The sequence below is a fragment of the Vreelandella olivaria genome (genome assembly GCF_023507745.1).
GTDB lineage: Bacteria > Pseudomonadota > Gammaproteobacteria > Pseudomonadales > Halomonadaceae > Vreelandella > Vreelandella olivaria_A.
The window spans coordinates 60,216-73,588 of the sequence record NZ_JALPZO010000073.1 but is presented as its reverse complement, the minus strand read 5'-3'; the positions used below and the strand labels follow the sequence as shown (position 1 = coordinate 73,588).

Here is a 13,373-nt window from a genome sequence, read left to right as displayed (position 1 = left end):
GGATGGTGAAGTGCAGCCCCGTGCTGAGCGCCATGCTAAGTGCCATGCTCCCTCCTGGAATCATCAACTGTTAATGAGAAACAGTGATAATAACGAGCCAGGAGCCAAGCACAACCCCTTGAAGGCAGGTGTCAGAGATGTCTTACAACAATGTAAGAGATATCGTACAAAATTTTAAGAGATGTCTTACAAATGCCCTGCTTTTCTTTATGTCGGTGAAAAAACTTCTCTTCGGTACAAAGCTTACCGTCTTTATATAAAGACTAAAAAAGGACTAACCGGGACTTTGTCAGCAGTCTCAGAGGAGCACATTAATTATTTATTCATAATGGGACATTCAGCGGCGCAAGATCACCAACCAGCGCCCCAGGTTCATGACGCTGGCCAGAGAGGCCGCCACATAGGTAAAGGCGCAGGCGGTAAGTACGTGGCGGGCACCCGGCATATCGTAGGGGGGGATATACTCTTTTAGCAGTGGCAGCGCGCGGTTAAAGCTGGCATCAAACTCCACGGGCAGCGTGACAAGATGCACCAACGCGGCAGTACCAAAGCTAAGCACCGCCATGGCAATAATGAGCACAAGCCCACCGGGTAGCCGTGTGAGTACAAACAGAAATGGGGCCGCCATCATTAAAATGGCACCCAGCTTTTCCGCCTTTTGCGCCACCTGTACCAACCGGCTACGGGCCAGTAGCGGCGTATAGCCTTCGTGATGCTGAATCGCATGGCCCACCTCATGGGCGGCCACGGTCACCGCCGTCAGTGAGCGGCCATCATAGTGATCGGGCGTTAACCGCACGCAACGTGCTTCCGGGTCGTAATGGTCACCGTGCTCAGTGCGCTCTACACCGACACCTTCAACCCCCAGCCTGCGTAACAGGTGTTCGGCCAGCTCGGCGCCAGTCCCAGGGTAATCATCCCGCCCGCGTGTGTGCCGCTTCAGCACCCATTTTGCCCATACGTTAGGCAATACAAAAATAGCTAACACAAACACAATTAATAGAGGCACCATGGGCACTCACCACTGATGAACGTACTTACTAACTGACCGATAGGTAACCGTTTAGTTTTACCACGATCATCGGGCGGGTGCACTCAACACGGCTTCTCTGCGTTGCTCACGCGGGAGCGTTTTGGTGCTCTTCTACATCGCGTTGAACGGCCTGTAACCCCCTGGCAGAAATATCCCCCTGGGCATAGGCATGTTCGGCTATTAACACACTGTCAGCAGCTAACACCAGTTCACAATCCGTATTAATCAGTTCTTCACGCAGGCGTTGTATCGCTTGTTCACGTTTAGGGTCTTTATCCACCCGACGTATATAGATTGCCTTAATACGGTCCGGGTAGGCTTTCACCACTTCGGTATACACCTCTGGGTCATGCTGGCCACTGTCACCAATTAAGATGCAGGGCATACCCTTATAGAGCGCTAACATGCGATCAATTAGATCGCGCTTGTGGGCTTCCGCCCGCCGGGGCCATGGCTTACGCCAGGATATTCCCCATTCACGCAGGAAAAGGATGGGGCCAACCGGGATTCGGTTAAGCTGGAAAAAGGTTTCCAGCATTTCATAAATGGCCCATGGACCTCTGGAGACATATAAAATCGGTCGTTCGGCTTTCTCTGTTTGTCCGCGGTAAAGTGCCTGATAAAGCGAGGCCACCCCAGGGAAAGCAGTACGCCGATGAGGCTTGCGTACAAATAGGCGGTAAAGCATTTTGAGCTTTTCCGCGACACCGGTAAACATGACAGTATCGTCGATATCACTGATAACCAGTAAGTCTGCTTCAGGAGGCGGCACATAGACTTCTACACTGGTTCTGATCGGCGCCTGATCCTTGGCATGCACCATGATATCGGCCCGGTGCCAGGAAATATCCACAGGCAACGCATGACTGATGGGCAAATGGGCGTCAAAATAGCCGTCTCGGTCGGTGGTGACGCACAACTGGTTATCACCCACCCGAATTTCCACCTGGGCGTTAGCCAAACCACGCCGAAAGATGCGCCGGGTAACGTCTGCGGTATCCCGCAGCATACCCCGCCGGGGGATGGCACGCCCGAGTGCTGCCTGGCGAAATACCCGCCCCATGACAAACACCTCATCCTGGGAGCCGTAGCCACGGTAGGGATGCACCACCATTCCTCCACGACCACTATCCCGCTTCATGGGCTTTGCGATAACGTGAACAAGCCTTTTGGAAAAGCTTGCCCACTCGCGATACCAAGCCATTAAGTGTACTGACCCGAGTGGTTACCTTGCTGCTGCTCTTCGACACACACATCAAACCCTGACTTCTCGAAGCCGTCAGCAGCCAGGATAGCAATACATTGACCATTTAGTGCTTGATTCATCATGCTCTCCTTTTCGTGATGAGGTATGCGCAGCCTTGTAAGCCTGATCACTAAACTGCATCAGGATTCATACAAAGTGTTATTAGTGTGGTGCATCTTATACAATCGTCAAGCGTAGCAGGTTGATCACCCTTAACAATGATGCGCCCAGGCGTTGTACAACACCTTGCCCAGCTCGCTAACATCATAACTATGGAATGTGCTGGGCCGTTGGGTAAAGCGCTGCATATATTTCAGCCTAACGTGCATTACGCCAGTTTTGCCTACATGATGCGAACTTACGCATACACTTTGTTTAATGACAACAACGCCACCTTACAAAAATAGTATCGTAGGAATTTATGCCAGCAGGTGATAACCCGTTCTATACAGCGCTTGCGCTGATTATAAGCATGGACCCAGGGCTCATTGGTATTGTCACGCTTTCGCTGCAGGTATCCCTGCTGGCGGCACTGATTGCCAGTGGGTTAGCACTTCCGATGGGTGCTGCACTGGCTCTTTGGCGCTTTCCTGGCCGTAACGCACTCATTGTGCTGCTTAACGCGCTCATGGGCCTTCCCCCCGTAGTGGCCGGGCTATGCGTTTACCTGCTGCTTTCCCGTGCAGGGCCACTTGGCCAGTTTGGTCTTCTCTTTTCGCCCACGGCCATGGTTATTGCCCAGGTCATCCTGGTGTTTCCCATTATTGCTGCGCTTACACGGCAGCAGGTTGAGGCGCTGCATAATGAGTACGCAGAACAGTTGCACTCGCTTGGCCTTAACCGATTGCGCATGATGCCCACTCTACTATGGGATGCTCGCTTTGGGCTGCTAACCGTCATCCTGGCCGGCTTTGGCCGCGCCAGCGCCGAAGTGGGCGCCGTTATGATTGTTGGTGGCAATATCGACGGGGTTACCCGCGTGATGACCACCAGCATCGTGCTGGAAACCAGCAAGGGCAATCTGCCGCTGGCACTGGGCCTGGGCATCGTACTGCTAACACTGGTGACATTGATTAACGCCTTTGCACACATTGTCGGTGAAACATCGAAGAGGCGGCTAGGATGAACGCCCCTTTATCAGTACCAGTCACGTCTGATGTGCCTGCGCTGCATTTCAAACAGATGTGTTTCGAGCACCGGGGGCACTGTCTGCTCGCGCCGACCACACTGTCGCTTTCAGGTTGCCAGCGCACGCTTGTGATGGGACCTAACGGCGCAGGTAAAAGCCTGTTCATGCGTTTGGCTCATGGGTTGCTGCCCCCTACCAGCGGACATATTGAGTGGGAGGGTACAAAACCGCCCGTGCAAGCCATGGTATTTCAGCACCCGGTGCTATTACGCCGCACCGCGCTGGATAACCTGACCTACACATTGGCAATTCAACGCGTTCCTTACCGACAGCGCAAAGCACTGGCTCTGCAAGCGCTGGAAAAATTTGGCTTGTCGGGGCTTGCAAAGCGCTCGGCACGAGTACTTTCCGGGGGTGAACAGCAGCGCCTCACGCTTGCTCGCGCCTGGCTACTCAAACCTGCTGTACTGTTTTTGGATGAGCCCACCTCCGCCCTGGACCCGGCTGGCATTAAGGCCGTTGAAGATGCGGTGAATGAATTTCATCAACAAGGCACACGCATCATCATGTCCACCCACGACTTGCATCAGGCACGCCGCTTAGCGGATGAGGTGCTGTTTATGTATAGCGGTCAGGTGCTGGAGCACACGCCTGCCCAACACTTTTTTGACACCCCAACTTCAGTGCAAGCGGGGGCTTTTATGCGGGGGGAACTCGTATGGTAACCCCGTGCCAATTTGCAAGGAGCAAATCCATGAAAAAAATGACAATTCTGGCCACTGTAAGCTTAGCGGGCATCTCCTGGAGCACATCACTGCTTGCTGACAGTGACTACATTACTCTGGCGTCTACCACATCAACCGAGAACTCAGGGCTATTTAGCGCCATCATCCCTGCGTTCACCGATGCCACAGGCGTCGAGGTACGCGTGGTGGCAGTCGGCACGGGGCAGGCATTTGAGATTGCCCGCCGCGGCGATGCCGACAGTCTACTCGTACACGACACCGCAGGTGAAGAGCAGTTTATTGCCGATGGCTATGCCACCGAGCGCCTGGATATAATGTATAACGATTTTGTGATTGTAGGCCCCAGCGACGACCCAGCGGGGATCAGTAGTAGCGAGAGTGTTAAAGATGCCTTTACCCGCATCGCAGAAAGTGAGTTCCCCTTCGCCTCACGAGGTGATGACAGCGGTACTCATCGGGCTGAGCTGAGGTTATGGGAAGATGCAGGGATAACACCTCAAGGTGAGTGGTACCGTGAACTTGGCAGCGGAATGGGGCCAACCCTGAATACAGCGGCAGGCATGAATGCTTACAGCTTTTCAGACCGGGCAACCTGGGTAGCCTTTGAAAATCCACAGGATCTAACACTGCTGTTTGAAGGCGATAATGTGCTGTTTAACCAGTATGGCAGTCTGTTGATTTCTGCCGAACAACACCCGTATTTAAAACACGACCTAGCCGCTCAGTGGCATCACTGGCTCGTATCAGAAGAGGGACAGCAGGCCATCGCCGATTTTGAAGTGAACGGCCAGCAACTGTTTTTCCCCAACGCCGAATAACGCCTGAAAAAAGCCGCCTTGAAACCAAGGCGGCTTAAGATAAAAGCCGTAAGTGATTAAAGCAGACTGCGGATATCCTTCGCTTCCCAGTGTGGAAAGTGCTTGCGTACCAGCGCGTTTAGATCGCGCTCAAACGCAGCCCAGTCAGTGGTAGCTGCCTGCCCACCTGCCTCGCTAACGCCACGAATCATTCCCGCCCCCACGGTCACATTGGTGAGCCTGTCGATAATGATAAAGCTACCGGTACCTGGGCTGGTACCATAGTTGTCCACGGGAATGGCTGCGGTAAGTTCTACCTCACAGCGGGCAATAGCGTTCAAGCCCAATGAACTCGCAGCGTGCTTTTCCAGCGTATTAACATCTATCTGATACTCAATAGCGTTAATCTGGCCAGAAAGGTCGCGGGTAGCAAGCTTAAAGTCATAAAGCTTTCCGGGTACGAGTTCCTCTTCATGCATCCAGACAATATCAGCCAGAAAGGTATTGGAGATCGGCACGTCTGCATCCGCGCTTACCAGCCAGTCACCCCGTGATATATCAATTTCGTCTTCCAGAGTGACGGTAATCGCCTGCCCCGGATAGGCGGCATCCAGATCACCATCAAACGTTACAACACGAGCAACCCGTGATGTTTTTCCGGAAGGAAGCGACTTCACTGCCTGCCCTGGCCGCACTACACCTGCCGCCAACGTACCGCAGTAACCACGGAAATCCAGGTTGGGCCGGTTAACATACTGCACTGGCAGGCGTAGATCGGTAAGGTTTTGGTCGCGGCTGATCTCAACACTTTCCAGTAGTTCGATCAGTGTTTTACCTTCATAGCCCGCTTCAAAATACCATGGCGTCTGCTCACTTTGGTTGACCACGTTATCGCCATTAAGGGCCGACAGCGGTACAAAGCGGATATCCGGGGCCGTTAAATTGGTGGCAAAGGCACGATACTCTTCCACAATCTCCTTGAAGCGTTGCTCTGAGAAGTCCACCAGATCCATCTTATTAACCGCAATCACCAAGTGCTGAATGCCCAATAAGTCAGCGATAAAGCTGTGGCGGCGGGTTTGGGTCTGCACCCCATAACGGGCATCAATCAGAATAATGGCCAAACTGGCGGTTGAAGCACCGGTAGCCATATTGCGGGTGTACTGCTCATGCCCTGGGGTGTCCGCAATAATAAACTTACGCTTATCGGTGGAGAAAAAACGATAAGCGACATCAATGGTGATGCCCTGCTCACGCTCGGACTGTAAGCCATCGACCAACAGCGCTAAATCCACTGCATCGCCAGTCGTACCACTGGTTTTAGAGGCTTTGGTGATCGCTGCCAACTGATCTTCAAAAATCATTTTGGAGTCGTGCAGCAATCGCCCAATCAACGTGGATTTACCATCATCGACGCTTCCACAGGTAATAAAACGCAGCAGGTCTTTGTTTTCATGCTCGTGAAGATATTGCTCGATGTTATCGGCAATTAGCGTGGATTGATGTGCCATTAGAAATACCCCTCGCGCTTCTTCTTCTCCATGGAGCCTGCCTGGTCGTGGTCAATAGCGCGACCACTGCGTTCACTGGTTTTCGTCAGCAGCATTTCCTGGATAATCTCTGGCAGTGTGGCTGCGGTAGACTCAACCGCGCCTGTCAGCGGGTAGCAGCCCAGTGTCCTAAAGCGCACCCACTTCTCTTCGGGTACCTCACCAGGGGCAAGGGGCAACCGGTCGTCATCGACCATAATCTGCATGCCATCACGTTCCACTACCGGCCGTTTGGCGGAGTAATAGAGCGGCACAATTGGGATCGACTCAAGGTAGATGTACTGCCAGATATCCAACTCGGTCCAGTTGGAGAGCGGGAAGACACGAATGGACTCGCCTTTATTCACTTTGGCGTTGTACACATTCCAAAGCTCAGGGCGCTGATTTTTAGGGTCCCAGCGGTGGTATTTATCACGGAACGAGTAAACACGCTCCTTGGCACGGGAAGCTTCTTCATCACGCCGTGCGCCACCAAAAGCAGCGTCAAAGCCATATTTATCCAGCGCCTGTTTCAACGCCTGGGTTTTCATAATATCGGTATATTTGGCGCTGCCATGGTCGAAGGGATTGATATTGGCTGCACGCCCCTCTTCATTGGTGTGCACAATCAGCTCCATACCCGCGTCTTCTGCCATGCGGTTACGGAATTCGATCATTTCACGAAACTTCCAGGTGGTGTCCACGTGCATGAGCGGGAAGGGTGGCGTACCAGGATAAAATGCCTTACGCGCCAAATGGAGCATCACCGAAGAGTCTTTACCGATAGAGTACATCATCACCGGGTTACTAAACTCAGCGGCTACTTCCCGGATAATGTGGACCGATTCAGCTTCTAGCTGCTTAAGATGGGTCAAGCGTGCCGCGTCAGGTACGCCGGGCACCTCACTTCGGGACGCCGACGGCGCCGAAAACTGGTTCATTACCTACTCCCTCACAAAACGGTACTTGCGCGTGCAAACGTTGTTGGCCATGCATCGGTGATATGCCGAAAAGATGGCTAATGATGGATAGGGTAACGCTCAGCCGATAATAACCCAAAAGAATTAATAACTATCTTTTTATATCTTTATCACCTATGCGGATAATGACAATCACCACACCTCTATACCTCCACGCGCTCAACCCAGGTGTGCCATGCATCTCCATGCATATCAATGATGCGATAACCAGGTCGTGAGGCTTCATCAATCATGAAATCTTCCGCACCCGGCATAAACTGATCGACTATGGCTGGGCAGCCATAGACGCCGATCATTTCCCCGTCGATGGTGTGCTGTTGGGCATAGGCTTGGTGGGCATGTCCAAACAGAATGATTTTTACCTGAGGATAAGCACTCAACAGTTGCCAGAATGCATTCCGATCATGTAAACCGATGGCGTCCATCCACACGGCGCCAACATTAACCGGCGGGTGGTGCATGGCAATCACCGTTGGACGATCATCACCCTCCAACCGGGCCGCTAGTGAAGAAAGCTGCTCACTGCCCAACTCACCATAGGGCTGTCCTTCCACACGGGTATTCAACAGCAACAGGCGCCACTGCTCCAGGTCCACCTCTTCCAGTATCGGATGTTCTGCCCGCATAAATTCAAGTTGATCATGGTTTCCAGGTATCCAGAACCAGGGGCATGGCAAACCAGCAAGTGCCTGACATGCCAGTGCGTAGGAAGCAGCCGTTTCATCCTGGCTAACATCTCCCGTTAACACCACCACATCAGGACGTTCGGCGATAACGGCCTCCAGCACCTGCTGGAACTGGCGCCAGGGAATACCCGCCCTAGAGCGGGCGTCCTTATCTGCGTGCAGGTGGGCATCGGTAATTTGCACCAGCCGCATCATGGCATCTCCGGTATATCGTAGGCATGCCCATGAGCCAGGCCATGAGCCAGCCATTCACCTAAAAAGCGATTGATCTGCAACTTTTCATCCGGCTGGTGCATCCTGGCATTGGGGTAGCGGTAACGCCCACTAAAATGGCGCTCACGCTGAAAATCCGTCACCTCAGCCATGCGTACATCATGATAGAGGTGAACACGCATACGTGGCCCTTCCATCACCGCGTCAAGCGGCCCGGACTGGGTCACTTCCAGCATGGTGGTATAGGGAGCCTGCTGCAGAATAGTGAGATGCAAATCCCCAAAATGCTGCTCGTCGCCGTACAGTGCAATATCACGCTGCTGACCACTCTCCATATCCCCCACCAGACGAATCAAACGCAAATAGTTGGCGCTGCACTCACCCTGCAGGGATTTCAAATCGGTGACATAAGCAGTTCTGGCCATGTTCACTCCTTAGCAGATTCGCTTGGTGTAAGTGCTCGATGAGAAGCGGCTCGCAGCGAAGCACGTTGCCCCACCAACCAATACAGCGCAATCAAACACATGGCGTTGTCGAGTTTTCCCTGCTCCAGGAGTTCCCATACCGTTGGAAACGCGACGACATGCACCCGAATGTCTTCGTTTTCTTCATCCAGCCCGTGCACGCCCCCCAGCCCTTGCGTATCGACCAATCCACAAAACAGGGTCACACGCTCGTTACAGGCGCCAGGGCTTGGATAATAGGTATGCAGTTGAGTAAGCTGACCAACGTGGCAGCCCGCCTCTTCCTGCGCTTCCCGGCGGGCGACCTCTGCCAATGTTTCCCCTTTTTCCACCAATCCAGCTACCAACTCAAGCTTCCAGGGGGAAACAGGATCATCAACTGCACCGGCACGAAACTGTTCCACAAGTACCAGGGCATCCCGGGCGGGGTCATAGAGCAATACACCAACCGCATCAAAGCGGTTATGCACCTCACGACGCATGGTGCCACTCCAGCCGCCTTCAAATAAACGGTGGCGCAGCTCTAGCGCTTCCAGACGGAAAAACCCCTGATGCAGAATCTCACGCTGGAACAGCTCAACATCGCCCCGGCCAAACTGAAACGGGGCAGATGTGTCGGGTACAGTGGTGGTAGCGCTGGACGCCATGAGGCACTCCCAATGATAACAATCGTACTATTATCAATGCTTGCCATCGGGAATGCCAATTCAGAGAAGCTATAGCGCTTGCAGCAAGGCCTCGGCATCCCGGCGTAACGCTTCATCCGAGAGTAGACGATTCTCACGGGCAGTGCCGTTCACGGCGCGCTGGGCATGCTCACGGGCAGCCTGGGTATTGCCCTCTTCTTTCAGGAATGCCGCGTAGTAGTAGTTCACATCAATACCGTCCGGGCGAATTTCTAACGCACGCTGAAACATGCGCTCAGCCGTATTACTGTTACCAAAACCCAATGGCCGCCCAGGTGCACGGTCGTAAAGGGCGCCCAACGTGACGTATGCAGAGCCATTGCCTCCCTGTGGGTCAATTTCAATCGCCCGCTCCAGCACATCGCGAGCATCACCAGCGGTACCCAATGCCCCCAACCCACCGCGTTCACGGGCATAGGATGCCAGTACAATACCCTGCCAAATTAATACGTCAGCTTCATTCGGGTTTTGACTGGCAAGCTGCTCCGCTTCACCGGCCAGCGACCGCAGGGTACTTTCCCGCTGATTGGCGGGCATTTCGGTCACCGTATGCTCCCAGCGGTTTTTAAGTGAAAACAGCTCGCTTTCATAGGCTATCGCCGTTAATGGCGCCAGCGCTAACGTGCTGCCCAAGGCAGCCGCAATCAGTAAGCGAGAGAATGGCGTTGTGCGCATAGGAGAGCTCCTACTTTATTTTTGTATAACGTAAACAGCTGCACAGTATCCGCTTGGGCAGCCCTGAAGCGTGGCGTTTATAGTCGGTCTATAGACCACCCTCACAATGTAACGAACGTTTGAATGATTCGCCAGTAGACAGACACTTTGTGATAAATCACCAAGGTAGCGTAAGCTTGATGTTTTGAACAAAGCGGAAAAAATGCGATGAAAGGCCGCCACATGACGCGCTGGCGTGACCCAGCCAAAGACCCTCGCCAGGCTCCCAAAAGCAACCTGATTACCGCTGAAGGCGCGGCACGCCTGCGGGGTATTCTGGATCACCTTTCACGGGTCAAACGTCCCGAGCTCTCGGCCAAAGTGGGTGAAGCTGCCGCCCTTGGCGACCGCAGTGAAAATGCTGACTACACCTATAACAAGAAAGAACTGAACCGCGTTATTGCGCGTATCCGCTATCTGACCAAGCGCCTGGATGAGTTGCAGGTAGTGGATAGACTCCCGGCAAACACCGATAAAGTGTTTTTCGGTGCCTTTGTCAGCCTGGAAGATGAGGAAGGGGAAGCACTGCACATTCGCCTAGTGGGTCATGACGAGATTAACACTCAAAAACGCTGGATCAGCGTGGATGCACCGATGGCCAAGGCGCTACTGGGCAAAGAGATAGATGATGATGTCACGGTAATGACGCCTAACGGTGAAGCGTTCTACACCATTACTGACATTCGCTACCCTGATAGGTAAGCTGCCCCAATGCGGGGCAGCCAACCTGATTACTCCAGCGAGTAGTCAATGGTAGTGACCACTCTTACCCGTTTTATGTGCGGCGTATAGCTATCCAGGTCATCAATAGAGAAATAACCTTGTGTCGCCTGACGAATGCCACCTACCCCACTGCCCGAGTCCTCGGCAAACTGCTGGGCAGCATTCCGGGCATCAGCGGTGGCTTCAGCAATCATTTCCGGCTTGATGGCATCAAGTCCGGTAAATAAAAACTCAGTGCGGTACTCATAGCTGGGCGAAAGCAGCACTCCCTGGCGTACCAATGCGGTGGCCTGAGGGACTGCCTCAATCACACCTTCCACATTCCCGGTACGCAGTAGCAGTGTGGCCTCGGCACGGTAGCGCTCGTCCGGCCGATCGCCACCATACCGATTGCTGAACTGATCCGTTATACGTGGCGGCGTTACGCTTACCTGGGCCATATCGAAACCGTGCTCAGTCAAAAACCGGCGAATCAGCTGCTCATTACTGGAAAGCTGCTGCTCAAGATCAGATAGCGAATTAGCGTTAACCGTATAGTTTAGCGGCCATAGCACCATATCAGCGGCCACCTCACGCTCGGCCAACCCCCGCACCGTGACACTCCGGGAGGATTGCTGCCATACCTCTGCCGCCCCCTTGAAATAGCTGCCACCCCAAATGAGTCCCAGCGCCAGCAACCCACCCAGCACAATGGCACTTCCCACGATTGCCGTATTACGAATGCTTCCTGCCATCACACTCACCTCTTCCAACGGGCGTCAAAAGATCCAATAACCATTGTGTATCATAGTCCTTGAATCATAGTCCTTGAATCATAGTCCTTGAATCATAGTCGTAATTGGTTGAGCCGTCGGTAGATGATTGTGGCAAGTTCAAGGAAGTGTTTTTGCAACGCTCCCATGATGTTAGGCACACGCCTCCGGGAGCAAACCTGCCGGGAAGTTCTGATAACACACAGGACGCAGAAAACGCTCGATAGCAGTGCTTCCAACGGAGGTGGTACGGGTATCCGATGTGGCTGGGAATGGCCCGCCATGCACCATGGCATCACACACTTCCACGCCCGTTGGCCACCCATTGACCAGTAACCGGCCTGCTTTACGCTCAAGCAAGGGCAGGCAGTGACGAGCAGAGTCAAGATCCTCATCCGCCATCTGTAGGGTGATGGTTAACTGCCCTTCCAGGCGGTTGAGAATCTCCAGCATCTCCTCCTGGTCGTGGCACTCCACGATCAAGGCTGCGGCACCAAACACCTCCTGGTGAAGTTCCTTTGACTCCCAAAACGTCTCCGCTGTCGTTCTGAATAACGCAGTGCGGCACTGGTTAGGCCCTTCGGATGCTCTGCCCTGCGCCACCCTCTCGGCGTGGCTGGAGATAGTATCCACCCCCTGTTGATAGGCTGAATGGATACCAGGCGTCAGCATGGTTTGGGCGATGCTCTCCTCTACATGCTGCTTCGCCTGTTCAACAAAGCCCTCCAGGGCGTTACCTTTGACAGCAAGTAACAGGCCTGGGTTGGTACAAAACTGCCCAGCCCCCAGGGTTAAAGAGCTGACAAAACCCGCCGCCAATTCACTCGCCCTTGTTTGCAGGGCCCCAGACAGCAGCAATACGGGATTGATGGAACTCATTTCAGCGTAGACAGGGATAGGCTGTGCCCTTTGCTGCACCGTTGCGATCAATGCCAAACCACCTGCACGTGAGCCGGTAAAGCCAACCGCCTGTATGCGCGGGTCGGAAACCAGCGCCTGCCCCACTTCATTACCCACGCCATACAGTAATGAAAAGACGCCTTCTGGTAATTCACAGCGTACCACCGCCTTCTGGATGGCCTGGCCGACCAGATCAGAGGTGCCCGGATGAGCCGGGTGAGCCTTAACCACTACCGGGCAGCCAGCCGCCAGTGCCGATGCGGTATCACCACCAGCTACACTAAAGGCCAGAGGAAAGTTACTGGCACCGAAGACAGCCACCGGCCCCACCGCAATGCGCCGCTGGCGCAGTTCAGGACGGGGCATTGGGCTACGCTCGGGCAAGGCGGGGTCTAAACGCACATCCTGCCACTCACCACGGCGCAGCACATCGGCAAACAACCGCAACTGACCACAGGTGCGCCCCCTTTCACCTTCCAGACGCGCCTGAGGAAGGCCGCTTTCCTGAATAGCCCGCTCAACCAAGGCAGCACCCAGAGCTTCGATCTCCTCTGCGATGGTTTCCAGAAACCCGGCTCTCGTCTCAGGAGATGTTGCTCGGTAAGTATCAAAGGCGGCTTCCGCAAGATCACACGCCTGCTGTACCTCACTGAGGCTGGCGCCATGGTAAACAGGTGCCAATAGCTCATTAGTGGCAGGGTTAATTGCCTGAACCTCTCCCTGCCGACCATTGACCCTCTGTTGTCCGATTAATAATTTTCCCGTTAATGTCATA

Annotated in this window: 15 protein-coding genes; 4 read left to right on the top strand and 11 right to left on the bottom strand. The window is 53.8% G+C overall.

The features are described from left to right. Positions 1-337 precede the first annotated feature (337 nt). The 3 genes from HP566_RS06720 to HP566_RS21555 form a co-directional block, all read right to left on the bottom strand. Entirely contained in the window at positions 338-1,012 is a 675-nt protein-coding gene (locus tag HP566_RS06720) for a zinc metallopeptidase (RefSeq protein ID WP_249976495.1), read from the bottom strand. Between the two features lie 106 nt (positions 1,013-1,118). After that, positions 1,119-2,174 (bottom strand): App1 family protein, encoded by a 1,056-nt coding sequence (locus HP566_RS06715; RefSeq protein ID WP_425348176.1) that lies wholly within the window; start codon positions 2,172-2,174, stop codon positions 1,119-1,121. A gap of 62 nt (positions 2,175-2,236) precedes the next feature. Next, positions 2,237-2,359 carry a hypothetical protein gene (locus HP566_RS21555; protein WP_284041347.1) on the bottom strand — a complete coding sequence of 41 codons (123 nt, stop codon included), beginning with the start codon at positions 2,357-2,359 and terminating at the stop codon, positions 2,237-2,239. 341 nt (positions 2,360-2,700) lie between these two features. Here HP566_RS21555 and HP566_RS06710 point away from each other — a divergent pair, with 341 nt between their 5' ends. From HP566_RS06710 to HP566_RS06700, 3 genes are read left to right on the top strand one after another with little or no spacing between them, the layout of a single operon-like run. Further along, positions 2,701-3,405 (top strand): ABC transporter permease, encoded by a 705-nt coding sequence (locus HP566_RS06710; protein WP_249976493.1) that lies wholly within the window; start codon positions 2,701-2,703, stop codon positions 3,403-3,405. Then, positions 3,402-4,133 carry an ATP-binding cassette domain-containing protein gene (locus HP566_RS06705; RefSeq protein ID WP_249976492.1) on the top strand — a complete coding sequence of 244 codons (732 nt, stop codon included), beginning with the start codon at positions 3,402-3,404 and terminating at the stop codon, positions 4,131-4,133. Before HP566_RS06710 ends, HP566_RS06705 begins: the two co-directional genes overlap by 4 nt. A gap of 29 nt (positions 4,134-4,162) precedes the next feature. Continuing rightward, positions 4,163-4,972, top strand: a complete 810-nt coding sequence (locus HP566_RS06700; protein ID WP_249976491.1) for a substrate-binding domain-containing protein — start codon at positions 4,163-4,165, stop codon at positions 4,970-4,972. 56 nt (positions 4,973-5,028) lie between these two features. Here HP566_RS06700 and cysN read toward each other — a convergent pair whose 3' ends face one another. The 6 genes from cysN to HP566_RS06670 form a co-directional block, all read right to left on the bottom strand. Next, positions 5,029-6,462 (bottom strand): sulfate adenylyltransferase subunit CysN, encoded by a 1,434-nt coding sequence (cysN, locus tag HP566_RS06695; RefSeq protein ID WP_249976490.1) that lies wholly within the window; start codon positions 6,460-6,462, stop codon positions 5,029-5,031. After that, positions 6,462-7,421, bottom strand: coding sequence for a sulfate adenylyltransferase subunit CysD (gene cysD, locus HP566_RS06690; protein WP_249976489.1), 960 nt, complete (start codon positions 7,419-7,421; stop codon positions 6,462-6,464). The genes cysN and cysD overlap by 1 nt, the downstream gene beginning before the upstream one ends. 182 nt (positions 7,422-7,603) lie before the next feature. After that, positions 7,604-8,338 carry a metallophosphoesterase gene (locus HP566_RS06685; RefSeq protein ID WP_249976498.1) on the bottom strand — a complete coding sequence of 245 codons (735 nt, stop codon included), beginning with the start codon at positions 8,336-8,338 and terminating at the stop codon, positions 7,604-7,606. Continuing rightward, on the bottom strand, positions 8,338-8,784 hold the full coding sequence (locus tag HP566_RS06680; protein ID WP_249976488.1) for a DUF1249 domain-containing protein: 447 nt from the start codon (positions 8,782-8,784) through the stop codon (positions 8,338-8,340). Before HP566_RS06680 ends, HP566_RS06685 begins: the two co-directional genes overlap by 1 nt. A gap of 2 nt (positions 8,785-8,786) precedes the next feature. Next, the gene (locus tag HP566_RS06675; RefSeq protein WP_249976487.1) at positions 8,787-9,470 is read right to left on the bottom strand and encodes an NUDIX domain-containing protein; all 684 of its coding nucleotides are present in this window, start codon (positions 9,468-9,470) and stop codon (positions 8,787-8,789) included. Between the two features lie 69 nt (positions 9,471-9,539). Then, positions 9,540-10,184 (bottom strand): TRAP transporter TatT component family protein, encoded by a 645-nt coding sequence (locus HP566_RS06670; RefSeq protein ID WP_249976486.1) that lies wholly within the window; start codon positions 10,182-10,184, stop codon positions 9,540-9,542. 207 nt (positions 10,185-10,391) lie between these two features. Here HP566_RS06670 and greB point away from each other — a divergent pair, with 207 nt between their 5' ends. Further along, positions 10,392-10,925, top strand: coding sequence for a transcription elongation factor GreB (gene greB, locus HP566_RS06665; protein WP_249976485.1), 534 nt, complete (start codon positions 10,392-10,394; stop codon positions 10,923-10,925). Positions 10,926-10,954: 29 nt separating this feature from the next. Here the strand turns inward: greB and HP566_RS06660 are convergent, their stop codons facing one another. Both HP566_RS06660 and HP566_RS06655 read right to left on the bottom strand, forming a co-directional pair. Continuing rightward, positions 10,955-11,680, bottom strand: coding sequence for an SIMPL domain-containing protein (locus HP566_RS06660; protein ID WP_249976484.1), 726 nt, complete (start codon positions 11,678-11,680; stop codon positions 10,955-10,957). 171 nt (positions 11,681-11,851) lie between these two features. Beyond that, positions 11,852-13,372 (bottom strand): aldehyde dehydrogenase (NADP(+)), encoded by a 1,521-nt coding sequence (locus HP566_RS06655; RefSeq protein ID WP_249976483.1) that lies wholly within the window; start codon positions 13,370-13,372, stop codon positions 11,852-11,854. Position 13,373: the final 1 nt, after the last annotated feature.

Bases quoted from the DNA above. Each gene is read 5' to 3' on its own strand.
- HP566_RS06720 (WP_249976495.1), bottom strand. From the start codon at position 1,012: ATGGTGCCTCTATTAATTGTGTTTGTGTTAGCTATTTTTGTATTGCCT.
- HP566_RS06715 (WP_425348176.1), bottom strand. From the start codon at position 2,174: ATGAAGCGGGATAGTGGTCGTGGAGGAATGGTGGTGCATCCCTACCGT.
- HP566_RS21555 (WP_284041347.1), bottom strand. From the start codon at position 2,359: ATGAATCAAGCACTAAATGGTCAATGTATTGCTATCCTGGCTGCTGAC.
- HP566_RS06710 (WP_249976493.1), top strand. From the start codon at position 2,701: ATGCCAGCAGGTGATAACCCGTTCTATACAGCGCTTGCGCTGATTATA.
- HP566_RS06705 (WP_249976492.1), top strand. From the start codon at position 3,402: ATGAACGCCCCTTTATCAGTACCAGTCACGTCTGATGTGCCTGCGCTG.
- HP566_RS06700 (WP_249976491.1), top strand. From the start codon at position 4,163: ATGAAAAAAATGACAATTCTGGCCACTGTAAGCTTAGCGGGCATCTCC.
- cysN (WP_249976490.1), bottom strand. From the start codon at position 6,462: ATGGCACATCAATCCACGCTAATTGCCGATAACATCGAGCAATATCTT.
- cysD (WP_249976489.1), bottom strand. From the start codon at position 7,421: ATGAACCAGTTTTCGGCGCCGTCGGCGTCCCGAAGTGAGGTGCCCGGC.
- HP566_RS06685 (WP_249976498.1), bottom strand. From the start codon at position 8,338: ATGCGGCTGGTGCAAATTACCGATGCCCACCTGCACGCAGATAAGGAC.
- HP566_RS06680 (WP_249976488.1), bottom strand. From the start codon at position 8,784: ATGGCCAGAACTGCTTATGTCACCGATTTGAAATCCCTGCAGGGTGAG.
- HP566_RS06675 (WP_249976487.1), bottom strand. From the start codon at position 9,470: ATGGCGTCCAGCGCTACCACCACTGTACCCGACACATCTGCCCCGTTT.
- HP566_RS06670 (WP_249976486.1), bottom strand. From the start codon at position 10,184: ATGCGCACAACGCCATTCTCTCGCTTACTGATTGCGGCTGCCTTGGGC.
- greB (WP_249976485.1), top strand. From the start codon at position 10,392: ATGAAAGGCCGCCACATGACGCGCTGGCGTGACCCAGCCAAAGACCCT.
- HP566_RS06660 (WP_249976484.1), bottom strand. From the start codon at position 11,680: ATGGCAGGAAGCATTCGTAATACGGCAATCGTGGGAAGTGCCATTGTG.
- HP566_RS06655 (WP_249976483.1), bottom strand. From the start codon at position 13,372: ATGACATTAACGGGAAAATTATTAATCGGACAACAGAGGGTCAATGGT.